This window comes from Haloferula rosea (assembly GCF_016595525.1).
GTDB classification, from domain to species: domain Bacteria; phylum Verrucomicrobiota; class Verrucomicrobiia; order Verrucomicrobiales; family Akkermansiaceae; genus Haloferula; species Haloferula rosea.
This window is the reverse complement of sequence record NZ_JAENII010000011.1, coordinates 87,830-114,210: the sequence shown is the minus strand read 5'-3', so window position 1 is coordinate 114,210 and position 26,381 is coordinate 87,830. Positions and strand designations below refer to the sequence as shown.

Here is a 26,381-nt window from a genome sequence, read left to right as displayed (position 1 = left end):
AAGCCGGTCACCCGCCTGAAGGTGGGCAACCGGCCTTTGCTTGGCTGGCTACGAGGGTCTCAGTAGCAGCACTCGACATCGTCCTCACGAGGGAGATGGCCGTCGTCTTCAATGAATCCCGTTGTCGGGTCCGGCGAGCCGATTCGGTAGTCCTCGTGGAAACCGCCGGTGGTCTCAAGGACGGTGTCGAAGTGGATGATGATGTCATCAAAGGTGTTGTCGCTCACGGCCCCATCCTCAGGAAGAGCCTCATCTTCGTAGCGGCTGTGGTCCTCGATGGCGAAGACGGTGCCTGAGTTGCCGACGAAACTGAGGAACTGGTCCCGGTTCCCGGCATTGGCACCATTGAGTGTGAACAGTGGCTGGCGTTTGGTGCGCTCGCCCTGACCCTTTGGCGTGTAGCGCCATGGGTTCCTCAGGAAGGTACTTCGGGTGTTGTTCGGCACGATGAAGAAGCCGACAGTCTTGCCGGACAGTCCCAATGCCACTGGATCCATTGTGGTAACCGATCCGATGTTGCAGAGTCGGTCGTCCATGATGGAGATGGCGCTCTCCGCGGCCTTCTTGCGGTATTCGAGAGAGGACGGGTCCAGGTGGTCGAGTTTTCCGTGGTCATAGACACAGAGATCGAACTTCATCGAGCTCCGGTCTTCGATCATGGTGACTTGGATCGGATGGTTTGGCAGCTGGTAGAGCTGGCCGACATGTTCGAAGCTCGCTCGGGCGATACCTAGATTCCGCAGATGCCGCTCGACTCCGCGTGCTTCTCGGTTCGAGTGAATGCCGGAGATTCCGGGAATGACATTGTCATACTGGGTGGTGCCGAGTGATACGGGACGAAATTCGATCTGAAAGATCACATCGTTGTAGTCGAGGTCGGTGTATCCCAGTTCCCAGTCTTCAAAGGCAAGGATGAGGGGGCGGTCCTCGGTAACGCCGGTGAACAGGCGTGCGGCGACATGCTCCATGGAGCCCGGGTTGAGGTAGGCGTCCTGATAGAGCATCAGTGAGCCACCACGTGCTCCATCCTGAATCAGGTGGAAGCGCAGATCGGTGCCCGCGGGGAGAACGCCAAGGCTTGCACGAGCCCCTTGGCGCAGAGGCAGGTTCGGGCCGGTGGAGGCGTCCTGCCAGATCGTCGTTTTGAGGTCGGGATTGGAGGCATCATGCCACCCCAGGGTGTTCCGGTTGGTCCCGCCGTCGTAGATCAGGGTGACGAGCACTTCCGAATCCTCCTGGAGGTGGAAGTCCTCTGGATTGAATCCCAGCTTTTCGGTCTCGAGCGGGGTACCTTCATTTCGACAGTGGAGCTGTTCCTTTACCTGAGCCCACAGCTGGCGAGCCTGCCGGTAGGCATCCTCGGAAACCGCGTAGGTGGTGATCTTTGAGACATCATCATTAGTCACCGTCACGTTGAAGTCCTCGCTGACCTGGTATTCGCCATCGTCAGCGGTCGCACGGATCACGTAGTCGCCGTTCTTGGTGAAGGTGACGTCGGTGGTTGCCCGGTGGTTGCGGGAGAACTTCGCTTCTCCGGGACCGCTCTCCTGAGTCCACTGAATGGTCAGGCCGTCTCCCTCGAGGGGCAGTCCCTCATCGGTGATGGTAAGCGCGATGTTGACGCTGGCACCAGGCAGATCGGTGGTGGCGGAGTCCCCGAGCGTGATGGCCGGGGGCTGGTTCTCCGGGACGATGATGGGCGAGGCCTGCTCCGGGATGCTCCAGCCGTCATTGTTGTTCGTGACGGCGCTGTCGAGGAGGTAGACAGCCCGCGGGTTGTATTTCGTGAAGTTGAGGATCTGATACACTCCACCCTTGTTGCTCGAGACGAAGAGAGAGCCGTCCTTGTCTGTGTACGCGGCGCCATAGGTGGTTCGTCCTTCCGGGAGGTTGGCCACATTGACTCGGCTGACGGTGCGTGCCTCAACGTCCCAGATAAAGAGGCGTTGATGCCTTGCACCGAAGAAATAGGGTCGGCCGTCGATCTTCAGGTAGACGAGATCCGCGACACCACCGGCTGATGCGCCGCTGAAACGAATGATGTCGTAGCGGTTGGTTTCCACGTTGATGCGGATCAGGGCCGAACCTGAGTCGAGCTTGTTGGAACGCACCCAGAGGTTTCCGTCGTGGTCCATGTCGGCTGCATAGTAGCCGGTCTCCGGGGAGGCATCCGCGTTCGGGACGGGCGTGCCAATGATGCGGTAGCTACCGTCGCCATGAATGCGGATGAGCTTGTCCTTGTAGGGAGCGTATCGCCCCCATGCATACACGTAGCCATCGAGCGGGTTGTAGCCGGCGGCATTGTAGGACTCCGTTTTTACCCCCAAGGGGGTGTAGCCTCCGGACCTCGGATTCAAGCGGTTGGCTTGTCCTGAGACGACTTGATAGAAATCGGGTTGGGGTTCGAAGACGGGTGGGGCTTCGTCCTGCGCGTGCAGGGCGAGGGCGAGGCACGGCGAGGCAAGTAGCTGCAAGCACGTGCTTGGACGGGTGGTTATCTTGTTTCTCATGTTTGGAGGCGTTGGTTCAACGCCACTCGGAGATGGCATGTCCCGTGCCGAGTTGGTTTGTGGTGTTGTGTTGGTGTTGGTAGTCAATGAGTTACGTATGGTGTCGAGCTGAGTCCGATGACTTCTGGGTGGAGGAAATCCGGTAGAAACTACCGGGTTGGAGTGAGTGGAATGTAGGATCTTCCGCAGGCGTTGAGTTCGCTTGTCATCAAGGGGCCAGGTGAACATGCTATCCCGCAATGGAGTTGGAGCGGGCAGCTGATTTATTGATCGTTGAGGATGATGAGACGACCCGGAGGTTGCTGATGTTGAAAGCAAGGGACTTCGGGTTTCGGGCGAAGGCTGTGGAGAAGGGTGAGGAAGCGCTGCAGTGCCTCAACGATGAGGTCAAAGTGGTTCTTCTCGATCTTGGTTTGCCAGGGATGTCGGGCTTTGAACTGCTGGAACGCTTGGAGAAGGAACACCCGGGAATGCCGAGTGTGGTGCTGACTGCGGCGGATCGGGCGGAGGACGCCGTCCGTGCGCTGAAGCTCGGAGCTTATGACTACCAGACGAAGCCCTTCGATCTCGAGGACCTTTTCCTGAGCCTTCGACATGCGTCGAAGCTGCGCGAGGTGCAGCAGGAGAATGAGGAACTTCGTGCCTCGCTGAGTGATGCGGCGCCGATCGGCGAGATGGTCGCCGAGGCTCCGGTGATGGTGGAACTTCTCAAGAAGGCCCGCAAGGTGGCACCGATTCAATCGACCGTCCTGCTGACCGGGGAGAGCGGGGTGGGCAAGGGAGCGCTCGCCCGTTTCATCCACGCCAGTGGTGGGGCCCCCGGATCGCCGTTTGTGACCGTGAGTTGCCCGGCGCTTCCGCGTGAATTGCTGGAGAGTGAGTTGTTCGGGCATGAGAAAGGTGCCTTCACTGGTGCGATCAAGCGTCGCATGGGAAAGATCGAAGCTGCCAGAGGGGGAACCTTGTTTCTTGATGAGATCGGGGACATGCCGATGGACTTGCAGCCGAAATTGCTCAACGTGCTCCAGGATCGCGAGTTCCAGCGGGTGGGTGGTGAGGAAAGAATCAAGGCGGATTTTCGCCTGGTGGCAGCGACGAACATTGATTTCGAAGAGAAGATCCGGGCGGGCGAGTTCCGTGAGGATCTGTTTTACCGGCTGAATGTGATCCCTCTCGAGTTGCCACCCTTGAGGGAGCGTCCGGAGGATGTTCCTGCCTTGATGGAAAAGATCCTCGCAGGCATTTCAAAGCGGCGGAAGTGTGGTGTGATCCGGGTGGAATCTGCGGCCCAGAACCGGCTGACGGCTTACCGGTGGCCGGGCAACGTGCGCGAGGTGGAGAATGTTCTCGAGCGTGCCAGTGCCTTTTGTGACGACCGGACCATCCGTGTGGCGGATCTGCCACCTTTCATTCAAGGAGGCGATGAGCCAGCGGCATCGGTGGCACTTCCTGTCGGGCTCTCTGGTTTGACCCTCGAGCAATTGGAAGTGGAGGCGATCCGTCAGACTCTTGCGGCATGCGAGGGGAACAAGGCGGAGGCGGCAAGGCGGCTGGGAATTGCGGAGAAGTCGGTTTACAACAAGATGAGGAGATACGGGATAAGCCTAAATTGAACAGAAGATATGAAAGGGATCATTTTCACCGAGTTCCTCGGTCTGGTAGAGCAGAAATGGGATGAAGACATGGTCGATGACATCATCGAAGCGTGCGATCTTCCTTCGGGCGGGGCTTACACGGCCGTGGGCACCTACGATCATCGTGAAATCGTTGCCTTGGTCAGTGAATTGAGCGAGCGAAGCGGGGTCGCCGTGCCGGACTTACTCCAGGTTTATGGGAAGCACCTGTTCGGGAAACTCGCTGCGTCTTATCCTGAGTTCGTCAACAAGGCGAGCTCCCTGCTGACTTTTCTTGAAGGGGTGGAGAGCTACATCCACGTCGAGGTGAGGAAACTCTATCCGGACGCCGAGTTGCCGAGTTTTGAAACGCGGCGACCCGACCCCGGTGTGTTGGAGATGATCTACCGCTCCAGTCGTCACCTCGATGATGTTTGCCATGGTCTGATCGAGGGATCGATCGCTCATTTCAAGACTGAGGCGAGTATTGAGCGGGAGCCATTGGATGACGGGACCATGTTCGTGATCCGCTGTCAATGAGTGGACAGCTGGACAAACAGGGTCGGATTGAGCGGCGACTTGATCGGGAGAGACGGGCACGCTCCGAGGCCGAGAGGCTTCTTGAAGAAAAGAGCGCGGAGCTCTATGAGCTGAATCAGGAGCTGGAGAAGTTGCTGGCAAGCCAGGGCAGGACCTTGGGCAGCTACCGGGAGGCCATGTCACGGTTGGCCGATGTGCTTCTTTCCCGGAGCGCTGATCACGAGGCGAATGTCCGCAGGCTGTTGGATGAAGGGGGACGTCTCCTGGGGGCGATCGGTGATTTGGTTCTCCGGGAAAGCGAGGAGCTGAATACCACCCGCTGGATTACGTCGTGGTCATCGAGTGAGCAGATCCCGGAGGCGGCGCGGCGTCGAGGAGCGGAGGCGGTTGTCGTCGATGAGTGGACGGATGGCGGGGTTCCCTATGTGGCCATCCCCCTCAAGTTCCGGATCCAGCCGGTAGGCGCTGTGGTCATGAAACTCGATCCGGACCATCCATTGGATGAGTTGGGGCGGATGGTCGTCGAACTCGTGGGCAATGGCGTGGCTGCGGAGCTCGAGCGCAGCGAATCCAAGAGTGAGATCCGTTTGAAGGAACAGCGTTACGAGTCGCTCTTCCACGCTTCGGTCGACTCGATCGTGATCATTGATTTCGATGGTGCAATCCGCGATGTCAGCGATAGCGCCGTGCGGATGTTCGGGATGACGCGCGACGGGATGTTGCGTGCCGGTCTGCGTGATCTTGTCGAACGTGGTTCGATCAGGCGGTCACTTGCTGCCTTCCGTCAGGTGAGGGAGGTGGGAAGATGTCATTTCGAGGCGGACCTCCTGCGCTCGGATGGATCGGTCTTCCCGGCTGAGATGGTGGGCAACGCCTTCGAGATCGGTGGGGAGAAGAGGGTCTATGCGATTGCCAGAGATCTCACGCAGAGGCGGAAGAATCAGGCGGCTGTCGTGGAAAGGGAACGGAAGTTCCGAACGGTGTTCGAGCAATCGCTCGATGGTATCGTGCTCCACGACATGAAGGGCGTGATCCTCGATGTGAATGAGACGCTGTGCAAGCTGCTGGGCTACTCGCGCTCTGATCTGACGAGCAAGCATCTATCGCAGCTCCACCCTGAGAGCGCCTTGGACATCTCGCGCGAGGCGATGTCCGAAGTGGCTGAGCGTGGCCGCCACCGGTTTGAGTGTGAGTTCTCCCGCAGTGATGGGAGCCGTTTCGTCGCCGAAGTCTGGGCCAACGCGTTTGAACTCGGCGGGGACCGGGTGGTGCAGGGAATCGTCCGGGACGTGACCAATCAGCGCCGCCGGGAGCGGGAGATCAGGGAGGCGATGGAGGCCGCCGAACTGGCGAACGAGTCCAAGTCGCTTTTCCTCGCAACCATGAGTCACGAGATCCGGACTCCGCTCAACGGAATCCTCGGGTTTGCTGATCTACTAGAGAAGTCGGATATGGCCGAAGATCAGCGCAACTCGGTGGAGATGATCCGCAAGAGTGGGGATGTCCTGCTCGGCCTGATCAGCAACATCCTCGATTTTTCGAGGGCGGAGAGTGGCAGGATTGTACTGAGTGAGGAGACTTTCGACCCTACGGCATTCCTGCGCGAGACGGTGGATCTTCATCGCGGGGTTGCTGAGGGGAAGGGGTTGGATCTGAGCGTGGAGGTGGGTTCGGGGGTCCCCGGACTCGTGATCGGAGCTCGTGGCGAGCTTCGTCAGGTCATGATGAATCTGGTGGGCAATGCCGTGAAGTTCACCGAGGAGGGAGTGGTGGTTGTTTCGTTGGATGTTCGTGACGACGAAACCCTCCGGTTTTCGGTCAAGGATACGGGGATTGGCTTTCCTGAGGGAGACGAGGAGAAGCTCTTTGATGCGTTCTTTCAGGTGGATCTTTCGTCGACCCGACGTCATGGGGGCACCGGGCTTGGTCTTGCGATCTGCCGTCGTTTGCTCGAGGCGATGGGTGGGAAGATCCGGGCCTTCCGTGAGAGGGAGGGAGGGGCGCGGTTTGTGGTGGACCTGCCACTGCAGCAGGCTCGTGGCGAGTCTTCCCGAACGGAGGTGGAGCCGGCCGACCGTCCGGCACTGGATGGACGCGGGATGAAGGTTCTGGTGGTGGAGGATCACCCGGTGAACAGCAGATTGCTGAAGATGATGCTGGAGAAGTTGGGTTTTTCCGTGGAGCTGGCGGGAAACGGCCGGGAGGCCCTCGAGATGCTAGGTGAATCACGGCACATCGATCTGATCCTGATGGACATGCGCATGCCGGAGATGGATGGCCTGGAGGCAAGCCAGCGGATTCGGGCTGGCGAAGCTGGCGAGGCGGTCGTGAGAACCCCGATCGTGGCGGTGACGGCCAACGCGCTCGAGGCGGACCGTGAGGCATGCCGCAAGGCGGGTATGGACTATTACCTGAGCAAGCCGATCAATTCGAAGGAGCTCGAACGCGTGTTGCTCGAGGTCGTTCCGACCGATCAGCCATCGGGGATCTGACCTCCACCGATGGACTTGAAGAGCGCTGCGGCGAAGCCGGCGCGACGGCCGAGAGCGGCGGCTCCCTCATCTCGGGCGTCGTGGTAGTCGATGAGGGCATTCAGCAGTCGGCGAATGTCGACGAGGCCGGCGAGGTAGGACTTGCGGGTCAGCTCGGTGCTCTTGAGGTGGGCGTTGGCAGCCTCGGCTTGCTTGCTCGCGTAGCGGCCTTCGGTGTCGAGCCGGGTCATCGCAATCTCGATTTCCGTGACGGCATCCATCACCTGCTGGCGATAAGCCGCGAGCCGGATGTCGGTTTGTGCTTCTTCTTCGGCGATGCGGTTCTTGATCTTGCATCCTTCAAAGATCCGCCACTTGAGTTTCGGACCGAAGCCGAAGGCGCGGTTCGCTTGTGTGAACAGGTCGGAGGCGGACGTGCTTTCCCAGTTGATACCCCCGGAAATCGAGAGGATGGGGTAGAGTTCGGACTCGGCCAGGCCGATGCGCGCGGTTTGCGCCGCCAGCTTGCGTTCTTCCCGTCGGACGTCGGGACGATTCCGCAGGGCATCGATGGGAGTCGCCACCAGGATCTTCGAAGGAGGGACCGGGATACCACGGTTGCGTTTCATGATCGGGTCCAGATCGTTCGGGTAGATTCCCGAGCTGTTGGCGAGTCGGATGCGTGCGACTTTCATCTCCTGCTCGAGTTTCGGCAGCCTCGCTTCGCGGGTCAGGAGTTGTGCTTTGGACTCGGCCACGTCCGCTTCGGGAGACAGGCCCTCTGCCTGACGGTCGACAAGAACCCTGTGGAGCTCGCGGAAGTCATCGACGGCTTCGGTTGCTCGGGCGAGCCGCTCTTCGAGGGTCCTCGCGGCCACGTAGTGGAGTGCCACTTCCGCGCTCAACACGACGAGTGCGTCGCGTTGCCATTCGATGGCGGCTTCCCACTCGGCATCGGCGGCTTCGACACCGCGACGGATCCCTCCGAAGAGGTCGACTTCCCAGCCGGCTTCGAGGCCGGCGATGTAGTTGGTGGAGAATGAGGAGCCGGTGGTTCCCCCGAACGTGCTCGGGTTGTTCTCGCCCCCTTGGATTTCACCCCGTGTGCCGATCCATGGGGACCAGGCGGAAGCGAGAACGTTCCGCTGGGCACGCGCCTCGCGAATGCGGGCATCAGCGGCGGCGGCGGTCGGGTGGTTTCTGCGCGCGTGCGTGATCAGCTTGTTGAGTGAGCTGTCGTTGAATTTCCTCCACCAGAGTTCGGCACCGGTACGCTTGGCGGATTGGTCGGCGTCGAGGCGTTCTGTCCAGTAGTCTTGCACCACCGAATCGCCGCCCGAGGAATGCCACTCGCCTTCAACTACGAGATTCGGGTCCTCATAATCCGGGCCCACGGTGCAGCAGGGGAGTATGAGGGTCAGCACCGCACTTGGGAGAGCGATGCGCGAAGTGGCGAGCATGGGCCGCAGTATAGGAAAAGGATCCGGATGGTCAACCGAGCCAAGACAACGGGGGCTGTAGATGATTCCGGTAAACGCTTCCGAATCCGGTAAATGGTTCAGGGTTTTGCTCCGATCGGTCCCGGAGGTGTGTTTGAGGGTTGTTTTATAAGTCATTGAAGAGGTGCGTGTTGCGTGCATCGGTTGAGCCTTTGGCACGTGGCGTGATGGTTAGGTGATGTCCAAACCAACTATTGAATTATGAACATCCACGCCAACAACCGCCCCCTACAAATGGTCTCCTTCATCATCCCGGCGATGAATGAGGAGGAGACGCTCGAAACCCTCTTCAGTGGCATTGCCAATCAAATGGAACGGCTCGCCTACGACTGGGAAGTCCTCTTCATCGACGATGGCAGCACGGATCGGTCATGGAGTGAGATGAGCCGCCTGGCACGTCTCCATCCGGGAACCGTCCGTTCTTTCCGCTTCCGCCGGAATCTTGGCAAGGCCGATGCGCTGGCGCTTGGATACGAACAGGCGGCTGGAGATGTCGTTTTCACAATGGACGCCGACCTTCAGGATGATCCGTGTGAGATCCCGCGCTTCCTTGAGAAACTTGAGGAGGGATTCGGCATTGTGACCGGGTGGAAGCGCAAGCGCTACGACCCATGGCACAAGGTGCTTCCCAGCCGTGTGTTCAATGCCGTGCTGAGCCGTCTCGTCGGGGTTCCCCTTCACGATCACAACTGCGGCTTCAAGGCCTATCGCCGTGAGGTGGTCAAGGTGCTCCCCATGTATGGTGAGATGCACCGCATGGTTCCTTCCCTGGCATCTTTCGAGGGCTACCAAACGGCTGAGATCGTGGTTCAGCACCACGCCCGTCAGTTCGGTGTGAGCAAGTATGGCGTGAAGCGCATCCTTTGTGGGATCTTCGACATGACCACGGTCAGTTTCCTCAAGACCTACCGCAACCGCCCGATGCACTTCTTCGGCCGCTTGGCGATGCTTTCAGGTGGGGTCGCAGGTTTGCTGTGGGCCACGGCTATCGGACTCACGGTGGCTGGCCTTGCCGCCACGGTTCCGGCCATGGCCGGGGTCCTCTTTGCGATCGCTGCGATGCTGTTCGTCGGTCAGGGGCTGCAGCTCGAGCATGGGGTGTATCGTGAAATGAAGGAGGCTCGTGAACTTCCCGTATCGCAGGTGGTGGAAGCCCCCGCGCCTACAAGCCATCTCGACTTTGACCGTGCGACCCGCGTCGCCTGAACGCCTGCTTCTTGAACGTATCCCAACCCGACTCCTCCCCATGAGTACCATCGTTTCATCCTTCCAAGGCCGTATCAACCGCCCACGGGTTGCCGTCGTGACCTCGACTTACGCCCGTAGCCAGGACGACCATCAGGTTCCCTGGATGCGCGAGATGGCGACCCGCACGGCGAACCGTCTTGAGTCCCTCAAGGTCTATGCCCCTTCCTTTCGTGGACTGCGGACGCACGAGATCGACGACATCGAGGTCCGCCGCTTCCGCTACGCCCCGGCGTCCAGGGAGATGCTCACGCATGATTCGGGCGCGCCCAGCAAGACCCGGTCGCTGGGCTACAAGTTGCTCATCCTGCCCTACCTGATCATGGGGGCGTTTGCCGTGTTCGCCTGGTGCGTGCGTGACCGGACTAAGGTGCTGCACATTCACTGGCCATTCCCGCACGGTTTGTGGGCTCTCCTTCCCAAGTGGCTCCTCGGAGTGCGTGTCGTGGCCATGTGCCACGGTGCGGAGCTCGCCTTGGCACGGAACAGCAAGATCGTCCGCTGGTCCCTGAAATTTTTCCTGAGTCAGTCCGACGAGATTTGTGTGAACAGTTCGCACACGGCGGCGGAGCTTAAGCGGCTTTGCGGTTTTGCATCCAAAGTGGTGCCCTATGGAGCGACGGTGCCGGACATGGAGCCTTCTGGGGAGGAGTCCTCCAGTGTTGTGCCGTCGCTCCTCTTTTGTGGTCGCCTGATTCAGCGCAAGGGCATCGATGTCCTGCTGCGTGCCCTGCCGGCGGTCCTCGCCGAACGTGAGGTGAAGCTTGTGATCACTGGAGAGGGAGATCGGAAACAGGAGTGGGAGGAGCTGTCGAGGAGTCTTGGACTCGAATCGGTTGTCCGGTTTGTCGGATTCGTATCCAATGAAGAACTCGGGAAGCTCTATCGTGAATGCTCGGCCTATGTGCATCCCGCGATCCACGACGACAAGGGCGACACCGAAGGTCTTGGGGTGGTGCTGATCGAGGCACTCGCCAACTGCAAGCCGGTGATTGCTTCCCAAGTGGGGGGTATCGTGGATGTGATCCTCGATGGTGAGACTGGGTTGCTCGTTCCCGAGAAAGACGAAGAGGCACTCACTGCAGCGATCCTGCGTGTCCTGAGTGATGATGAGTTGGCGTCGCGCCTTGGAGAGCAAGGCCGGCTCCACGCGAGCCGGGTCTTTGATTGGGACCGCTGTGCCGCGATGACCGTCAGGATCTATCAGGGTCGTGGTTTCGGTGCGATCACTCGGGTCCCTGCCATCGGATGAACTCCAAACGACACTCCAAGATGAAAATCTGGATCAAACGCCTGCTACCCGTCTGTGCGGTGACACTACTACTGGTCGCCTTTGGATCTCAGTTGCCCGCTGCGGTGGAGGCCCTGGTCGGAGCCAAACTGGCCTTCCTGGTCGCGGTGTTCATGGGGCTTGTGGCCTACACGTGGTGCAATGCCTCGATCTGGAGCGACGTCCTCGCGGGGTTGGGTCAGCACCCCGGTCGCGGGCGCGCGACGCGCCTGTGGATCCGGAGTGAGGTGATGAAGTGGCTTCCCGGGGGTATCTGGGGATATGCGTCCCGCGTGGTGAAGGCACCGGAGATCGGGGTGGGCCGGCAGGTCGCGGGAGCGAGTTTGTTGGTTGAGCTGCTGCTGACGATTGCGGCGTGGGGAACGCTCGCCACGTTGGGTTTGTTGGGTTCAGGTCGGCAGTTGCTCGGGCTGATGCTTCTGCCGGACGGGAGAACCGCAGGGTGGATCGCGCTTCTTGTGGTGGTGGTCGGGCTTGTGGTTTTCAAGTTGCGGTCACGAATCTGGGACGCGTTGTGTCGACGAATGGCGCCGCTGCGAGATGCTTCGTGGGATCTTCCCGCTCTTGGTCGCGCGTTCGTTTCTTATCTGGGTCTCAGTGTGTTCCACGCGGTTTTGTTGAAGGTGCTGGTGCTGGCTTTCATTCCTGAAACCGAGGGTCTGGCATTCTTTGCCTCGGTGGATGGCTTGGCCTGGTTGATCGGGTTCTTCGCTGTTGGCGTGCCGGGAGGCATTGGCGTAAGAGAAGCGGGCATGACCTGGTTGTTGGGCCAGGTCATGCCACTTCCGGAAGCTGTCGCCATTGCAGTGGCATGGAGGGCCCTCCAACTCGCAGCCGAGATGGCGGTGTTGGGCGGAACTTTCCTTGTTCGTCCTGATGAAGGGCGCCGAACTTGCCTCGACGCGAGCCGCGTCAGTCTCTAAACAGGACCGACGATGAAGGGACTCCTTTCCAAGAGCCTGCAGATTGCGCGGGATCTCGCTCGCGAGAACCGCACCCTGTTGGGCATCGTGATGGTGTTGCTGGTGGCAGGTGGCCTGCTCGCCGTCACCGTCCTCTGGCCCGCTTACAAGGACCCGGGATCGAAGATGTATGATTCGAGCCTCGGGTACGCGGCGCTGATGCGGAAGATGGGCAAGGACTTCCCGGTGGTCGCCGCCGAGGTGAAGGAACGTGCTTTTGTGAAACCAATCCTCGCTGAGGGCACTTGCTCGGCGGAACCCTACCTGGTTCCGGTGGTGCCGATGTCGACCATCACCTCAGTTGAGGTTGAGGAGGGTGACTTGGTCGGGAAGGGGCAACTGCTGCTGACCTTGGATTCGATCAAGGCGGAGATCAAACTGGAGTCGGCAAGGCTTGCGCTGTCGACTGCGACGGCCGAGCTTGAGCGGGTGAAGGTGGGTTCGGCCTATGTGCTCGCCCAGGAGCGCCCGGATCGAGAGAAGATCAATCTTGAGGCATCGATCGAGAGGGCGAAACAGATGACGGAGAAGATCGAACGGTTCCGCTCGGCGGAGAAGGAAGGGCTGATCTCGCGGACAGCCCTGCTTGAGGTGGAGCGTGAGTTCACTGACGCGGTTCAGGAGAAGGAGTTGGCCGAGTTGTTCCTCACCATGTCCGAGAAAGGTGTGGAGCAGAGCCGGAAGATTGCGGCCAATGCCGTGGACGATGCAAAGGAGGCGGTGAAGCACCGTGAGCAGGAGTTGGCCGAGCACAAGGTGTATGCGCCGGTGTCCGGGGTGGTCGAGCGGGTGCTGATGCGTGAGGGTGAATACAATCAGGACAGCGGCAAGCCGGGGTTCGTCATCGCGTCGGGTTTGTGGTTCGAGGGGTATTTTGATCAGGCGGATTTCACTTGGGTGGAGGAGGATTTACGAGGGGTGGCGTACTTGGAAAGCTATCCGGGTCGCGAACTTGCAGTGGAGGTGGATCGGGTGGTTCCCGTTGTGAGTTTCAACGAGGGCGGACCTGAGATCAACCGCCCGCTCAGGCCCCGTGGCACCGGTGCGCCGGAGTGGGCCGCCACGTTTCAGGCCCGGCTCCGCTTCGTTGATGCGGGTAAGGAGGTCCGGCTTGCGCCGGGTATGACGGGTTTCGTCAGGCTGGAATCGAAACGTGAGTCCATGGCGATCCCTCGGGAGGCTTTGACTTCGGTTTCGGCGGGCAGGGGATTCGTGCACGTGCTTGATGGTGATGGGGGTCGTGAGATCCGTGAGGTCACGGTGGGTCATATCGATGGACTGGCCGCTGAGGTGCTTGCCGGTGTGAAGGTGGGGGAACTGGTGATTGCAGAAGGTCACTGGGGACTGCGTGACGACGACGGCATCGAGGTGGTTTCGGAGGACGGCTGGAGTGAGTGATGAGTCGTTTGAATCAGATTCCGGAATGGTCACTGCCAAAGGTGACCGCTGCGATCATGACGGCTGGCGGCCTGGGGTTACTGCTCGTCGGGTTGATGTTGCCGTGGATGGTGGTTCCGGTCGGGGTGGTGGATGGTGAGTTGGTGGTCCGTGATGCGGCTGCGACGGCATGGTGGAAGGCGGCGGTGATTGTGGGCCTCGCGCTGGTGGCGGGACTTCGGTTTCTCGTTCGTGACGGTGAACGTGAGCAACGTTGGCGGCTCAGGATTCTCGTCCTGATCCTGCCGCAGCTCTTTGCCTATCCGCAGGCGGTGATTGTGCATGATGAGGAGACGAGTGGCGAATTGGCCTGGCTTCAGCAGCAGCACGACTCGATGACCTGGTTGGGCGGTGATGTGTTTCTTACCCAAGGGCTCAGGTATCAGCAAACGATGCCTGTGGTGGATCTTGCCGATCCACCCCAGCGGCTTGCGGCATTCCGCCCGCCCACGGTGGCACCATGGTCGCTGGGGATTGCGGAGGTGCCGGATCTCATCTGGTGGCTTGGTTACAACCCGGCCTTCTGCCAGTTCGTGGCGAAGGGATGGGTGCTCAGTGTGCTGGGCCTTGGTGCCTTGCTTGTGGGGTGGCTTGGTCTACGGCGAAGGGATGATGAGGAGGGAAGTCGGAGTGGGGATTTCAAGGTGGCGGCGGGAGCGCTTGCGGCGGGTTTGGTGATCTGGATGGTCGTGGGTCTGGCCCCGATTCTTGGTGCTTCATACTACCTCAAGTCCTCCCGCGCGGCTGCCCTTGATGAGCGCACCCACGATGCCCGTTCGGATCTTGAGCGGGCATGTCGATTCATGCCGGCGCTGGGATTCGATACCGGGGTGATCTATCAGTTGGGAAGCTTTGACATGGCATGTGGCGATGCGGATTCGATGCGAGCGAGGCTCAAGCGGGCTCAGTCGCTCAAGGAGGGTTCCTACAACCTGCGTGCGATGGTCGAGATGGAGGAACTGCTGCGATGTGAGATGGCATCGGCGAGCGTCCGAAGAGAGGTTTCAAGGATGCTGCTTCGGGTTGCCGTCGAGGATGCCAACAGTGGCCGAATCGAGGACGCGCGGAGGCGGCTTGAGATGCTTTGTCAGCGGGAGCCTGCCGCCATTCAAGCCCGCCTCCATTTGCAGTTGCTGTCGCTTCACGGAGGTCAAGCGGGTGTCAATCGTCGCTGCCGGGATGAGATCGAGCAGCTCTACGGGCCGTTTCAGAGGAAGGAAAAGAAGGGCGTTCTGTCGGCTTCGTGGTTGATGTTGTCTCAGGGCGAGATGGCGTCGGGACGGGTGGAAGAGGCTGCGGCTGCAAGAGCGAAAGCGAGGAAGCTGTGAAGAAGTTCCGGGGACGTCGCCTTCTTCTTGCCGTGGCCATCGGGCTGGTCGGCTTGCTCGTAGTTGAATGGCTGAGGCCTTCACATCCGGTGGTGGTGTCGGTGGATTCTCCACGAGAGGCGTGCTGGATTTCGAGTGTTGACGAGGTTCAGACGACGGCATGTTTCCGGCATGACTTCGAGCTGAAGCAGGAGGTCGTTGGTGGGTGGCTGGCGGTGGCCGCCGAGGGTGGGTTCGAGCTTGTGTGCAATGGCAACTCGGTGGGCATGTTCTCGCTCTGGCGATCGACGCGGCCATTTCAGAATGGCTTGTCCGAAGCCGGTCAGCGGATCTATGGGGGCGAGTCGGCGATGTCGCTGAATTTTCCCCGCGAGTACCAATGGGAGCTCCATGCGAACGAGAAGCTTCCGGTGTGGTTTGATCTTCGCCCGTTTCTTCGCCGCGGGTGGAATGCCTTGGCGCTGGAGCTTGAGGCGCGCAAGCCTGGAGCTGCGATGATCGTGTGGGGGGAGGTGACCCTCGAAGATGGATCGGTTGTGGAGATCCACTCAGGTCGCCGATGGCTGGCTGAGCCGGTGCCGAAGGGAACGACACAGTTCGAGTGGACGCGCCCGGAGATTCGGCTGCGCGGTTGGAGGCAAGCGCTGGAGCAAGGTCACGGCGGACGGCGTTTGTTCCGAAGTGTGCCGGACGCGGCATTTGGTGAGGCATTTGACGCACCAATGATGGTCAGCCCGCCTGGGCGGAGCAGTAGTCAGGATTGGGTGCTCCAGTTTGATCACCCGCATGGGGAAGGTGAGGCCTTCCTGAGGATCCTCGCCAACGGTCCATACCGTGCATGGTTGAATGGCAGGCCGATCCAGCCTGATTCGCGAGCCAGCTTGGGTCTCGCCGACGGGGGATGGCAGGTGACTTGGGAAGGTCGCCGTCCTTTGGCAGTCACGCCGACGCTCATGGACCCGGATGATCTTGGTCAGGGTTGGGGTGGCGAACGATTTGCGGATCCGCGCCATGGTGATCCGACCGCGAATGAGCTGACACGCGTGGAGAACATGGCCAACCAGACTCGTGAACGTCCAACAGCCAACCGGCAAGGTCAGTTGCTGTATGACCAGTATGGGGAGAAGGAGGAGAAGGGCCGCGAGTCCGACCCGAAGGGCTACCTTGAAGAACCGATTCGCCGGACTCCAATGAGTGTGGCACGGGACCGTTCGGTTGAGCAGTTCTCGGCGTTCGGGGTTGGGCGCCTGCTGGTTCGCGGCAAGAATGAGCTCCGGGTCCGGACGATCGATGGTGATGACGATCGCTACGGAAGGACACGTTCTTCAAAGCTCGCGGTGGACGGTTGGGAGAGGACAAGCGGTGATTGGAGGAACTTCACCGGTGACGGGGTATGGCAGAGGACGGATCCATGGGGGGTGGAGGGCGAGGTCGTGAGGGGTGAACCTCTCAACGGCTTGAATGCCGCGGTGCCGGCGATGAAATTTCTCGGTCATGCGGGTCGTCCAACTCAGCGCAGGCTGGTAGCGCCACTCCTCATGCTGCTCGTGTTCGCGGGTTCGGGTTTGATGATGAAGCGATGCGTGAACGCATCCTTCAGTTGCTGGTTGGCGGACGCTTCCTGGATGCCACCTGTGCTGGTGGGGACTCTGGTGATCGTCGGATTTCATGCGGTGAAGGCGGCGATGCTCGAGCGCTCCGAACTCTTGTTTTTTCATACTTCGGGGTGGCCATTGGTTGCGCTTTCCGCGGCACTCTTGGTCGCGCTGATGGTCCGATGTAGCATGCGCGGAAGTGTCCGGGGAGGGAGCTGGGTGGAACGCTGGGAGCGGCCTTTGGTGGTGGCTCTTCTGATTGCAGTGGCAGTGCTGCGCGGCTGGAAGATGGACTACCAACCCATCGACGACGATGAGTTCGCCTCCATCCAAGCGGTGGTCGGCATTGCCGAGAAGGGGGTGCCGGAGATCGGTGAGGGCATCTGGTACACCCGCAGTCCCCTGTATCACTACGCGGCCGGTTTGCTGGCATGGATGTTCGGATCGAACTTGTGGGTGCTCCGCGGGTTCTCGGTGCTGGCGGGGGTGGCGACGGGCTGGGTTCTTTGGGCGATGGCGAAGTCCATCTTCAAGGACCCGCGAATCGCGATGGGGGCGTTGGTGCTGTATGCCCTGCATCCCTTCCTGATCTTCTCGTCGCACATCGCCCGTTTCTATCAGCAACAGCAGTTGTTCCTGCTGTTGGGGATCTGGGCATTCATTCGCGGATTCGTCGACAAGGACGGCAGTGATGCCTGGCGTCTGGGCTCTCTTGCCGCCTTCACGGCGGCGATCCTCAGTCAGGAAATCTCCATCACGATGGCTCCGGTCATCCTGCTGGTCTTTGTGCTTTTCGGGAGGAAGGCGCCGTGGAGGTCGGATTTGAAGTTGGTATTGGCCAGCGGTGTGGCTGGCCTTGCGGTGTTCATCGACATCCTGGCGTTTCAGGTGAAGTGCATGACACGCAGTGTCGGCGTGTCACCCAACGTGGAGGCGACAATCTCGCCGACCTTCTGGGAGCTCGGCAATCTCGGGTCCATGGCGATCGGATACTCGCGGCTTCATGTCGTACTGAGTCTGTTCGTGTTGTTTTCGTTGATCGCCGGGGTCTGCTCGAAGCAACGTGGCATCCTCGCTCTGCAGGTGTTTGTTCTAGGCGGGATTGTTGCCTGCAATCTGCTCATTACGTCGGTGAGTTTCCGCTATCAATACACGCTGATTGCACTTTGGATTCTTCTCGGGGTACACGGGATGGCGGTGGTGGCGTCATGGCTCGCGCAGCGTATCGATGGGGATCGGACCGGGCTGGTGAGGCGATGGGTTGGGGTTGCTTGTTTCCTCATGGTGCTGGTGTCCTGGAGTCCATGGCGCATTCCGGGATCGTACGATGAGAAGATCCTTGGTGACCCGATCACTCCGCTCCGTCATGTGGCGGCGATGGAGCGTCCGGGAGACAAGGTGATGATTACTGAACCCCATCCCCATGCCGCGAAGATGGAAGTGGGCCATGCGGATTATGACCTGGTGGTCCCGCTGTTGCATGATTTCACCTACCGGGACCGGCACGGAGTGCTGCGGGATCGCAATGGCGATGCCGAAGTGGTGAATCACATCGGCCGCCTTCAGGAGGTGTTCAGTCGAGGGGACCGGATCTGGATTGTCGTGAATCGCGAAAAATTCCGGTCACGTGGGAAAAACCTCCGCTGGGAGTATCCGGGAGCTCGGGAGGAGCTCTTCATCCGGAAGAACTGCGAGTTGGTGTTCCGCTCGCACTTGTGGAACCTCTATCTCTGGGATCCCGCGGTCGGACGCTACCACGCCTTCCGCCAAGAGCCAGGCGGCTGGGTGGATTGAGAGTGCCGGAGACCTTTATTTGGCGGCCTCTTCTTTCCGGCCCTGCAGGACGCGGAAGCCGGAGTCGCTCCGGGATGAGGACGTCACCGGTTCGTCGGTGATCACGAGGTTGGTGCCTGGGGCGAGGAGGCCTTGGACGAGATGCTGGAAGCGGGGATCGAGCTTGAACCAGTCACTGATTGGTTCGGCATGGTTGGCCTTGGAGCCTCCGACCTGTGTCCACTGGGATTCGGCGACGCCGTCCTTGCCTTCCACCCAGCCGGAGAAGACGAAGGCGGAGGTCCCTTTCGGGCGCTTGTCGAACCAACCGCTCTGGGTGGGTGCTTCGCCCACGGTGACGCCATTGCGGATGACGTAGAGCTTGCGGTCCGGCTTGCTGAAGATAAGGGAGACGGGTCCGGAGGTGGCGGCGGCCGGGTTCCAGGTGAAGTCGCTGGTTTCACCGCCGGCAAAGCCGAGGTGGTGTTGGTTGGAGACGTGCACGTCCGGCGCGCTGTTGGTGACGAGCACGGTGGTGCCCTTGTGGGTGATGCCGAAGAGCTTTTTGGAGAACTCGTAGGGGAGGTGGATGCAGCCGTGCGACGATGGGTAGCCGGGCAGCCCCCCGGCATGGAGGGCAACACCATCCCACGTCAGCCGCTCGGAGAAGGGCATGGATGCGTTTCCGTAGGTTTTGGAGTGGTGGTCGGCATCCTTGTTGAGGATATGAAAGACACCGGTCGGGGTTTCGTGTCCTGGTTTGCCGGAGCTGACTTCGCAGCTGCCGATGCGGACGCCATTCCGATACACGGCGGCGACCTGGCTCTTGAGGCTTACGGTGACGAGCACGGGGCCTTCTTTGGAAAGCTCGGGATTCCAAGTGAAGGAGTCGGGATTGTGCTGGCGGTCTTCGGCGGCGAAGGTGAGGCCGGTGGTCAAAAGGGCAGCGACAAGGGAAGCGGTCTTCATGAGCAATGACTGTGTACTTGGGCCGTGGCTTGGCAAGGAGGGAGTCGCTGAAGACGACGGTCTAGTAGCTTAGGTAGCTCACCGTCATGGTGCTCGCGACCCGATCCACGGTGACCTCGATCATGGCGCCCTGCAGATCGTGGGTGATCCGGTCGGTGGTGGGAGTGACTGCAGGGGCCTCCGGGTTTTCCTTGGCCATCTCGGCGTAGAACGAATCGAGCTCGCTGGCGGGGATGCTGAGTTCGAAGTGGATGGAGTTGTCGATCCCTTCGAAGCAGGACTCGTAGTTCGTGATGCTGATGGAGGATGGAAGGTCGACACCCATCAGGGATTTGAAATCCCGCTCGGGATTCAATCGATCCATGGCCCCGGGAATCTGGATGGCAATGGCGGCTGCCACCGGGAGGGCCATGGCCCAGTGGAATCGGTAGTTCTCCCAGATCCGGATTCTGCCGATCCAGTAGCCGGCGAGGGCGAGCGGAAGCGACCAGATGAGGGTGAATGGGGAGACGATCAGACAGAACACCGCGTATCCCCACAACGGAGCGACCCAGACGTTGTACTGGATCAGGCCGGAGAGGAACAGGGCGGTCCAGCCCAGCACCCACAGGCTCATGAGCATGAAGCACCCCCGTTGCCGGCGGGCGCGTTTCTGAATCCGTTGGGCGGTGGGGTCGTCTGACGGGGTCAGCTCCACGTCACCCCCCGGCATGTCGGCGGGAGGTGCTGACTGCTCCTCAATCCTCGTCATCCTTGGCGCCCTTGACCCGGACCTTGCCACGCAGCTTGGCTTCGATGAAGGCGTCGATTTCCCCATCCATCACATTCTGGATGTTGCCGCTTTCCTCACCGGTGCGGAGGTCGAGGACCTTCTGGTAGGGCTGGAAGACGTAAGAGCGGATCTGGCTACCCCAGCCGATCTCACTTTTCGCGCCGTGGGCGGCTTCCGCTTCGGCGGCGCGTTTGTCCTCCTCGATCTGATAGAGCTTTGCCTTGAGGATCTGGAAGGCGAGTTCCTTGTTGGCCCCTTGGGTACGGGAGGCGGTGGACTTGACCAGAATGCCGGACGGGTGGTGACGCAGGAGCACGCCGGTTTCCACCTTGTTGACGTTCTGACCGCCCTTGCCGCCGGAACGCATGGTGGTGATCTCAATGTCCTTGTCGGCGATCTCGATCTCGATCTTGTCGTTCACTTCCGGAGTGGCATCGATGGAGGCGAAGGATGTGTGGCGCTTGCCGGCAGAGTCGAAGGGGGAGATGCGGACGAGGCGGTGGACGCCGCGCTCGTTCTTGAGGAAACCGAAGGCGTTCTCGCCATTGATCTTCACGGTGGCGGATCGCAGTCCGGCGCCTTCGCCGTCTTCCCAGTCGAGGGTCTCGACGGAGAAGCCTTTGCGCTCTGCCCAGCGGGTGTACATGCGGTGGAGCATCTGTGCCCAGTCGCAGGCCTCGGTGCCGCCAGCTCCGGCCTGGATGACGAGGTAGCAGTTGGCTTCGTCGTTGGGCTTGTTGAGCAGGGTCAGCAATTCGAACGAGGAGATGTCCTTGTCGAGTTGCTTGGCCTGCTCGACGGCCTCGGCAGCGGAGTCATCGTCGTCGAACTCCTTGGCGAGTTCGATCGCGGCGAGCACGTCGTCGAGGCCGGATTCAAGACCTGTGAAGGTCTCGATCTTTTTCTTCATGGACGCGGCCTGTTCGCTGACCGTGCGGGCTTTCTCTTGGTCGTCCCAGAAATCGGGAGCGCCCATGGATTCTTCGAGATTCGCGATCTCGTTTTTCAGCTTCGGGACGTCAAAGATACCTCCCGAGCTGGACCAAGCGCTTCCTTAGAGCGTCGGTATCCAGGTTCGAGAGGTCGGCGGTGTGAATTTCAGCCATAAGGTGGGCGGAGGTAAGGGCAGGAACGAGGTCGATGCAAGTCGGAAGGGATCGCTCTAGGGTTGAGGACGGGCGGGAACTCCGTAACTTGCGGCATGAGTGATTGTTGCGGTGGCTCGAAGAAACCTCCGGCGAAGAGTGAGGAGTCGTCGTGCTGTGGTGGGGGTGGACGCAAGGTCGACTGGCTGCTGTGGGGGTCGATGGCGCTGGTGGTTGCGGGGATCGCCGGGCATTTCATCGGTGGTGGCCCGACGTGGTGGCATGTGTTTGCCCATGGCTCGTGGGAGTTGATGTCGAAGGCGTGGTGGGGGATCCTGATCGGGATCGCGGCGGTGGGGGTGCTTGGACAGGTGCCGAAGGAAGTGGTGGCGAAGCTGCTTGGTCAGGGTGGGAGCATGCGGGGTATCATCCGCGCGACTCTGGCAGGCACCTTGCTGGACCTGTGCAACCACGGGATTCTGATGGTCGGCATGCAGCTTTACCGGAAGGGAGCTTCGCTGGGTCAAACGATTGCGTTTCTGGTGTCGAGCCCGTGGAACTCGCTTTCCCTCACTCTGATCCTGATCGCGCTCATCGGGCTGAAGTGGACCTTGGCGTTCATTGCGCTGTCGATGGTGATCGGGGTGATCAGCGGCCGTGTGGCGGATGCCATGGTGAAGCGCGGGATGCTGCCGGCTAACCCGAATGAGATCGAGCTGGCGGACGACTACCGGCTGCGGGATGGATTGAAGGAAGCGTGGGCGGGCATCCGTCCCGGCGACGGAAATCTCGGCAGGGTGGTGAAGGATGGGCTGAGGGAGTCGAAGATGATCCTGCGCTGGATCTTTTTCGGCATCGTGATGGCGGGGGCGATTCGAGCCTTCGTGCCGGATGAGATGTTCTCGCAGTACTTCGGGCCGAGCCTTTTGGGGCTTTTCCTGACGCTGGCGGCGACGACGGTGATCGAAGTGTGTTCGGAAGGATCCAGCCCGATCGCGGCGGACTTGCTCAACCGGGCGGGGGCTCCGGGAAATGCCTTTACTTTCCTGATGGCGGGAGCGGCGACCGACTACACGGAAATCCTTGCTCTGCGTGAAACGACCCGCTCGTGGAAGGCCACTCTGGCGCTTCCCCTGCTAACGACTCCGCAGGTTCTCGTGATCGCCTGGTTCCTCAACCAGGGAGGGGGTTGAGCGATCCGGGAGGGTGCTCGATCAGGCGAGCAGGAGGAAAGCGAATCCACCCAGTGCTGCCACGCATACGACGGTGACGAAGAACACGATGAGGTTGTCGAATGAGTCGATCGCTTTCATGGGGAGGATCTTAATGTGACAGAGTTGTCACACCAACCTTCCAATTGTGACAATTTGCGTGACGGCCGTGTCACGTAGCGGATGCATGACGGCCCGTGTCACGTGGCGGGGAAAACTCCAACTCGCGCTTTCGCTCGAGCGGGCTCAGCCACCGGTCACGATCCGGATGATCGCGATCAGCAACAGGATCGTGGTCACAATCACGAACTTGGTTGCAAGACGATCAATGGTCTCTGCGCTGCGCCTCATGGCATAGGTTAGCGCAGAAACGGGCTGTGACAACTGGTGTCTCGGGCGGGCTTCCCGCCCGCTGGGTCACCGGGCCTCAATCTTCCGTTTTCAGGACGATGTCCTTGAACTGGACGACCATTGCCGGGCCACGGTGGATCTGCAGGGCGAGGACGCCGGACTTGGCTGCCTTGGGATCGTTGTCGGTCACGTCAACGGTCTGCTTGCCGTTGATGAAGTGCTGGAGGTGATTGCCCTTGGCGATCACGGTGTATTCGTTCCAGTCCTCGTGTTTGATCGAGGCCTGTATGGCATCGCTGTCGCCGACCTTGCCGGTGACGGTCACCTTGTGGGCGGGGCCTTTCTTGCCGGCCGGAGCATTCTCGACGGCTTCGATGGTGGTTTTCTCTCCGCGTTTGGCGAGGATCCCGCGGCCCTTTTCTTCGTAGAGGATACCGCTGAAGCGTTTGCCGGCTTCGAAGTCGGCCTGATAGCCGGTCAGGATGGGGCCGGACTCACCGGGTTGCAGGACTTTCGAGCGGTACTGGACGCCGCTGTTTCCCTTTTCGATGCGATACTTGAAGGTCAGTTCGAAGTCGCTGACGGTGCCCCCTTTCCAGATGAGGAAGGTGTTGTGCTTGATGAATTGCTCGCCGTCGTCGGTGGTTCGTCCGGTGATCGCGCCGTCTTCCACGGACCAGAGTTTGGCATTTCCTTCCCAACCGGTGAGGTCCTCGCCGTTGAAAAGCTGAACTTCTCCGGCGTGGAGCGAGGCGGCGGCGAGGAGGCAAAGGAATGGTTTCATGTGAGGAGCGAAACGGTTGGCTTGGTGGGAGTCTATCAGAATCCGCGCATGAAGGACTCTTCGAAGGGGGGCTCGGTTTCCTTCGAGATGTCGACTTTCAGCAGGGCGATGTGGCCCTCTCCTTCGTCGGGGAAACTGATGGTTCCGGCGAGGGTCATCCACGCGTTCTTCTCGACTTGCGGGATCTCGCCTTCCTCGAACTCCACGACGATGGGGATGGGGCGGCTGTCGGCCGCGCAGCAGGTGATGAAGAGGCGGTAGAGGCGGCGTCGGTTCGGTGGTCCCTTTTCATCGGGAACCAGGCGTCCCTCGGTCACAACGGGCATGCCTTCGACCAGCTCGCGGACCTCGGGGTCGGCACTGGTGAAGAACAACTCCATGAGTGGAAACGGGCGGTATCCGTCGGCATTCGGGGGGTGTTGCTGCTCGATGATCTCGCGGGTCAGTGGGGGGAGGGCCGAGGAAAGGAAGAGCGATCCGGCGTCGGCGGCGGTGTCATTCAGGCCCTTGCGGGTCAGGGCGCCGAGCGAGTACTTGTCCTTGGTCCAAGAGATGGTGAGGAACAGAGGGACGAGCATGATGAGGAAGGCTCCGACCGGGTGGATGTCGAGGCTTTCGTGATCGTGCTCGTCCTCGGGGCCATGGTCGTGTCCGCAGGTGGCGAGTTCCCGGCAGGTCAGGAGGGTGAAGAGCCCGATGACGACCAGTCCGAGCCCACCGGCGAAGGCGATGAGGCGGAAGTCGGGGGCGAGGTATTTGACCAGTCGGTTGCTGACATGGAAATAGACCAGCGCCGATCCCCACGAGATGAGGGCAATGGACTGAAGGCAGCGGCTGAGAATCGCACTTGTCATGGATTCAGTGCGGCGATGCCGGCTTGCCAGGCGATGCAGGCGAGACCGATGGTGATGAAGAGTCCGAGAGCGAGAAGGATGATGAAGCGGCGCTTCAGCACGGTTTGATAGAGGAAGATCAGCTTCACGTCCATCATCGGCCCGAAGGTCAGGAATGCGAGTTTGGCGCCCCAGGTGAACTTATCGAGCGTGGCGGCGATGAAGGCATCCGAGGTGCTGCAGAGGCTCAGGATGAAGGCCAGCACCATGAGGGCGGCGGGTGCTTCCCATGGGTTGCCGGCGAGGGTGTCGAGCCACTCGGCTCCGGGAGCGATGCCGGTATTGAACAGCGCGGTGATGGTCACGCCGATGGTGAAATACACTCCGACATCGACGAAGTCGCGCATGGCGGAGCGGAAGGCGGCGACGAGGCGACTGCCGTGCTTGGCGTCATCCTCGTGATGGTGGTCGTGGCCGCAGCAGCCGTCGTGGGAATGGTCGTGATCGTGCTCGTGACCGCAGGCGTGGTGCTCGCCGTGGGAGTGCTCGCCGTGGTCGTGAGCGGGCTCGTCGTTCTTGAGGGAGTCGAGCAACTTGGAGCGCAGGATTTTTCGCAGGGGGATGCGGGCGACGACCAGTCCCACCGCCACGGCGACGAGAAAACCCAGCCCGAGCCGGGATGCGGTCATGGCGGTGCTGGCGGTCACGGTGCCCAGTTCGCCGAGTGAAACGATGGGGCCTTTGAAGGCCTTCCAGGTGCTCAGGGCGGTGATCGGGTTGACGATGGGTGCGGCGAGCATGTAGGTGAGCGCGCAGGAGACCGGCAGGCCTTTCTTGACCAAGCGGCGGATCACGGGGACCACGGCGCATTCGCAGACCGGCAGGATACCGCCGAGCAGACCGGCGATGAGGATGGCGGGCAGGGTGCGTTTCGGCAACATCCGGTCCATGGTGTTTGCCGGAAGGTAGATGTCGATGAAGCCACTGATCAGCGTCCCGAGAAGAATGAAGGGGGCCCCTTCAAAGAGGATGCTGAGGAACGCAAAAGCGAAGTCCTGTTGAGACTCGGGCGACACGGGGGGAAGAATGGCCGGGTTGACGAAAAGCGCAAGACACAGGGTGGCCTGCGGAGCTGAGTTTTCGTGAGTCGGTAATCACGGCACCTCCGTGCTCTCCAAGGTCGTCTGGATGAGCGGGAGCGGGTCCGAGCCGTCCGTCGTGACCAGGCGGTGGCGGAGGACGGCGGGGAAGATGGCTTGAATGTGGTCGGGATGCACGGCCGGGGCCTGCTCGAGGAATGCCACGGCGCGTGCGGCCTGCATGACGGCCAGGGAAGCCCGCACGGAGACCGAATGGTCGCTCCCCGTCAGTCGGCGAAGGGTTTCGCACAGCGCGGTGATGTAGCTGGCCATGCTTTCGTGGAGCGGCATTTCGCGGACCTGTCGCTGAAGCTCGAGAACCTGCTCCGGCTCGATGAGGGTGTCTGACTCATCGTGGCCATTGATTTCTCCGCTGGCGTGACCGAGGAGGATCCGGCTCTGGGTGCTGGCATCCGGCAGGTCCATGTGGATGGAGAGCAGGAAGCGGTCGAGCTGAGGCTCGGGAAGCGGGAAGGTGCCGTGGCGATCGGCGTCATTCTGGGTGGCGATGACGAGGAAGGGGTCGGGCAGTGCATGGGTGGTGCCATCGAGCGTGACCTGCTGCTCGTTCATGCATTCGAGCAGGGCGCTCTGGACACGGGGTGAGGTGCGGTTGATTTCGTCGGCCAGCAGGCAGTGGGCGAAAACAGGCCCGGCGATGAATTCGAAGTCGCCCCGGTCCATGCGGTAGAGCGAGTAGCCGAGTAGGTCGGACGGGAGCAGGTCGGGAGTGAACTGGATGCGTTTGAAGGTCCCGCCGATCGAGCTGGCGAGGGTGTGGGCCAGCGAGGTTTTTCCGATGCCGGGCGGGCCCTCGATCAGCACGTGGCCACGGGCGAGGAGGGAAACCAGAAGCAGCTGGGCCGCGGACTCCGAGCCGAGGACGGTCCGGGTGAGTCGATCGCGAAGGGGGGTAAGGGAAGAGGGTGCCATGGCAAAGGTGCAGGAAGAGACAACGTTCTAGATGGGCAGG

At 60.8% G+C, this 26,381-nt stretch carries 19 protein-coding genes; 10 read left to right on the top strand and 9 right to left on the bottom strand.

The window, feature by feature from the left end; genetic code table 11:
• Positions 1-59: 59 nt before the first annotated feature.
• The gene (locus tag JIN81_RS14145; RefSeq protein ID WP_200281076.1) at positions 60-2,510 is read right to left on the bottom strand and encodes a DUF4114 domain-containing protein; all 2,451 of its coding nucleotides are present in this window, start codon (positions 2,508-2,510) and stop codon (positions 60-62) included.
• 239 nt (positions 2,511-2,749) lie between these two features.
• On the opposite strand from JIN81_RS14145, the gene JIN81_RS14140 reads away from it, so the two are divergent.
• The 3 genes from JIN81_RS14140 to JIN81_RS14130 are packed head-to-tail and all read left to right on the top strand — an operon-like array spanning position 2,750 to position 7,155.
• Positions 2,750-4,123 carry a sigma-54-dependent transcriptional regulator gene (locus JIN81_RS14140; protein ID WP_267908015.1) on the top strand — a complete coding sequence of 458 codons (1,374 nt, stop codon included), beginning with the start codon at positions 2,750-2,752 and terminating at the stop codon, positions 4,121-4,123.
• 9 nt (positions 4,124-4,132) lie between these two features.
• Positions 4,133-4,663, top strand: coding sequence for a heme NO-binding domain-containing protein (locus tag JIN81_RS14135; RefSeq protein ID WP_200281070.1), 531 nt, complete (start codon positions 4,133-4,135; stop codon positions 4,661-4,663).
• Positions 4,660-7,155: a PAS domain S-box protein gene (locus tag JIN81_RS14130; protein WP_200281067.1), complete on the top strand. Its 2,496-nt coding sequence runs from the start codon at positions 4,660-4,662 to the stop codon at positions 7,153-7,155. The genes JIN81_RS14135 and JIN81_RS14130 overlap by 4 nt, the downstream gene beginning before the upstream one ends.
• On the opposite strand, the gene JIN81_RS14125 is transcribed toward JIN81_RS14130, so the two are convergent.
• Positions 7,137-8,594: an efflux transporter outer membrane subunit gene (locus tag JIN81_RS14125; RefSeq protein ID WP_200281064.1), complete on the bottom strand. Its 1,458-nt coding sequence runs from the start codon at positions 8,592-8,594 to the stop codon at positions 7,137-7,139. The genes JIN81_RS14130 and JIN81_RS14125 overlap by 19 nt on opposite strands.
• 240 nt (positions 8,595-8,834) lie before the next feature.
• On the opposite strand from JIN81_RS14125, the gene JIN81_RS14120 reads away from it, so the two are divergent.
• The 6 genes from JIN81_RS14120 to JIN81_RS19505 are packed head-to-tail and all read left to right on the top strand — an operon-like array spanning position 8,835 to position 18,285.
• Positions 8,835-9,839 (top strand): glycosyltransferase family 2 protein, encoded by a 1,005-nt coding sequence (locus JIN81_RS14120; protein WP_200281062.1) that lies wholly within the window; start codon positions 8,835-8,837, stop codon positions 9,837-9,839.
• Between the two features lie 40 nt (positions 9,840-9,879).
• Positions 9,880-11,130: a glycosyltransferase family 4 protein gene (locus JIN81_RS14115; RefSeq protein ID WP_200281059.1), complete on the top strand. Its 1,251-nt coding sequence runs from the start codon at positions 9,880-9,882 to the stop codon at positions 11,128-11,130.
• Between the two features lie 20 nt (positions 11,131-11,150).
• Positions 11,151-12,092 carry a lysylphosphatidylglycerol synthase transmembrane domain-containing protein gene (locus JIN81_RS14110; RefSeq protein ID WP_200281056.1) on the top strand — a complete coding sequence of 314 codons (942 nt, stop codon included), beginning with the start codon at positions 11,151-11,153 and terminating at the stop codon, positions 12,090-12,092.
• Between the two features lie 12 nt (positions 12,093-12,104).
• Positions 12,105-13,529, top strand: a complete 1,425-nt coding sequence (locus JIN81_RS14105; protein WP_200281039.1) for a permuted SH3 domain-containing protein — start codon at positions 12,105-12,107, stop codon at positions 13,527-13,529.
• Entirely contained in the window at positions 13,529-14,896 is a 1,368-nt protein-coding gene (locus tag JIN81_RS14100; RefSeq protein ID WP_200281036.1) for a hypothetical protein, read from the top strand. The genes JIN81_RS14105 and JIN81_RS14100 overlap by 1 nt, the downstream gene beginning before the upstream one ends.
• A gap of 32 nt (positions 14,897-14,928) precedes the next feature.
• The gene (locus tag JIN81_RS19505; RefSeq protein WP_325100887.1) at positions 14,929-18,285 is read left to right on the top strand and encodes a glycosyltransferase family 39 protein; all 3,357 of its coding nucleotides are present in this window, start codon (positions 14,929-14,931) and stop codon (positions 18,283-18,285) included.
• A 15-nt stretch (positions 18,286-18,300) separates the two neighbouring features.
• On the opposite strand, the gene JIN81_RS14090 is transcribed toward JIN81_RS19505, so the two are convergent.
• From JIN81_RS14090 to prfB, 3 genes are all read right to left on the bottom strand, one after another.
• Positions 18,301-19,233 carry a L,D-transpeptidase family protein gene (locus tag JIN81_RS14090; protein WP_200281030.1) on the bottom strand — a complete coding sequence of 311 codons (933 nt, stop codon included), beginning with the start codon at positions 19,231-19,233 and terminating at the stop codon, positions 18,301-18,303.
• Between the two features lie 61 nt (positions 19,234-19,294).
• Entirely contained in the window at positions 19,295-19,984 is a 690-nt protein-coding gene (locus tag JIN81_RS14085; RefSeq protein WP_200281027.1) for a hypothetical protein, read from the bottom strand.
• A protein-coding gene (prfB, locus tag JIN81_RS14080) for a peptide chain release factor 2 (protein ID WP_200281024.1) occupies positions 19,971-21,111 on the bottom strand; the annotation gives its coding sequence in 2 pieces (ribosomal slippage) (positions 19,971-21,032 and positions 21,034-21,111; 1,140 coding nt in all). The genes JIN81_RS14085 and prfB overlap by 14 nt, the downstream gene beginning before the upstream one ends.
• A 95-nt stretch (positions 21,112-21,206) precedes the next feature.
• Between prfB and JIN81_RS14075 the strand changes: the two genes are divergently transcribed.
• A complete protein-coding gene (locus JIN81_RS14075) occupies positions 21,207-22,283 on the top strand; it encodes a permease (protein ID WP_200281021.1) in 1,077 nt (358 codons plus the stop codon).
• A 445-nt stretch (positions 22,284-22,728) separates the two neighbouring features.
• Here JIN81_RS14075 and JIN81_RS14070 read toward each other — a convergent pair whose 3' ends face one another.
• From JIN81_RS14070 to JIN81_RS14055, 4 genes are all read right to left on the bottom strand, one after another.
• A complete protein-coding gene (locus tag JIN81_RS14070) occupies positions 22,729-23,436 on the bottom strand; it encodes a 3-keto-disaccharide hydrolase (RefSeq protein ID WP_200281018.1) in 708 nt (235 codons plus the stop codon).
• 35 nt (positions 23,437-23,471) lie between these two features.
• On the bottom strand, positions 23,472-24,290 hold the full coding sequence (locus JIN81_RS14065; RefSeq protein ID WP_200281015.1) for a TIGR03943 family putative permease subunit: 819 nt from the start codon (positions 24,288-24,290) through the stop codon (positions 23,472-23,474).
• On the bottom strand, positions 24,287-25,345 hold the full coding sequence (locus tag JIN81_RS14060) for a permease (RefSeq protein WP_200281012.1): 1,059 nt from the start codon (positions 25,343-25,345) through the stop codon (positions 24,287-24,289). The genes JIN81_RS14065 and JIN81_RS14060 overlap by 4 nt, the downstream gene beginning before the upstream one ends.
• A gap of 78 nt (positions 25,346-25,423) precedes the next feature.
• Positions 25,424-26,341, bottom strand: a complete 918-nt coding sequence (locus JIN81_RS14055) for an AAA family ATPase (protein WP_200281009.1) — start codon at positions 26,339-26,341, stop codon at positions 25,424-25,426.
• Between the last annotated feature and the right edge of the window lie 40 nt (positions 26,342-26,381).

Coding starts and splice junctions, on each gene's coding strand:
- JIN81_RS14145 (WP_200281076.1), bottom strand. CDS start 2,510: ATGAGAAACAAGATAACCACCCGTCCAAGCACGTGCTTGCAGCTACTT.
- JIN81_RS14140 (WP_267908015.1), top strand. CDS start 2,750: ATGGAGTTGGAGCGGGCAGCTGATTTATTGATCGTTGAGGATGATGAG.
- JIN81_RS14135 (WP_200281070.1), top strand. CDS start 4,133: ATGAAAGGGATCATTTTCACCGAGTTCCTCGGTCTGGTAGAGCAGAAA.
- JIN81_RS14130 (WP_200281067.1), top strand. CDS start 4,660: ATGAGTGGACAGCTGGACAAACAGGGTCGGATTGAGCGGCGACTTGAT.
- JIN81_RS14125 (WP_200281064.1), bottom strand. CDS start 8,594: ATGCTCGCCACTTCGCGCATCGCTCTCCCAAGTGCGGTGCTGACCCTC.
- JIN81_RS14120 (WP_200281062.1), top strand. CDS start 8,835: ATGAACATCCACGCCAACAACCGCCCCCTACAAATGGTCTCCTTCATC.
- JIN81_RS14115 (WP_200281059.1), top strand. CDS start 9,880: ATGAGTACCATCGTTTCATCCTTCCAAGGCCGTATCAACCGCCCACGG.
- JIN81_RS14110 (WP_200281056.1), top strand. CDS start 11,151: ATGAAAATCTGGATCAAACGCCTGCTACCCGTCTGTGCGGTGACACTA.
- JIN81_RS14105 (WP_200281039.1), top strand. CDS start 12,105: ATGAAGGGACTCCTTTCCAAGAGCCTGCAGATTGCGCGGGATCTCGCT.
- JIN81_RS14100 (WP_200281036.1), top strand. CDS start 13,529: ATGAGTCGTTTGAATCAGATTCCGGAATGGTCACTGCCAAAGGTGACC.
- JIN81_RS14090 (WP_200281030.1), bottom strand. CDS start 19,233: ATGAAGACCGCTTCCCTTGTCGCTGCCCTTTTGACCACCGGCCTCACC.
- JIN81_RS14085 (WP_200281027.1), bottom strand. CDS start 19,984: ATGACGAGGATTGAGGAGCAGTCAGCACCTCCCGCCGACATGCCGGGG.
- JIN81_RS14075 (WP_200281021.1), top strand. CDS start 21,207: ATGAGTGATTGTTGCGGTGGCTCGAAGAAACCTCCGGCGAAGAGTGAG.
- JIN81_RS14070 (WP_200281018.1), bottom strand. CDS start 23,436: ATGAAACCATTCCTTTGCCTCCTCGCCGCCGCCTCGCTCCACGCCGGA.
- JIN81_RS14065 (WP_200281015.1), bottom strand. CDS start 24,290: ATGACAAGTGCGATTCTCAGCCGCTGCCTTCAGTCCATTGCCCTCATC.
- JIN81_RS14055 (WP_200281009.1), bottom strand. CDS start 26,341: ATGGCACCCTCTTCCCTTACCCCCCTTCGCGATCGACTCACCCGGACC.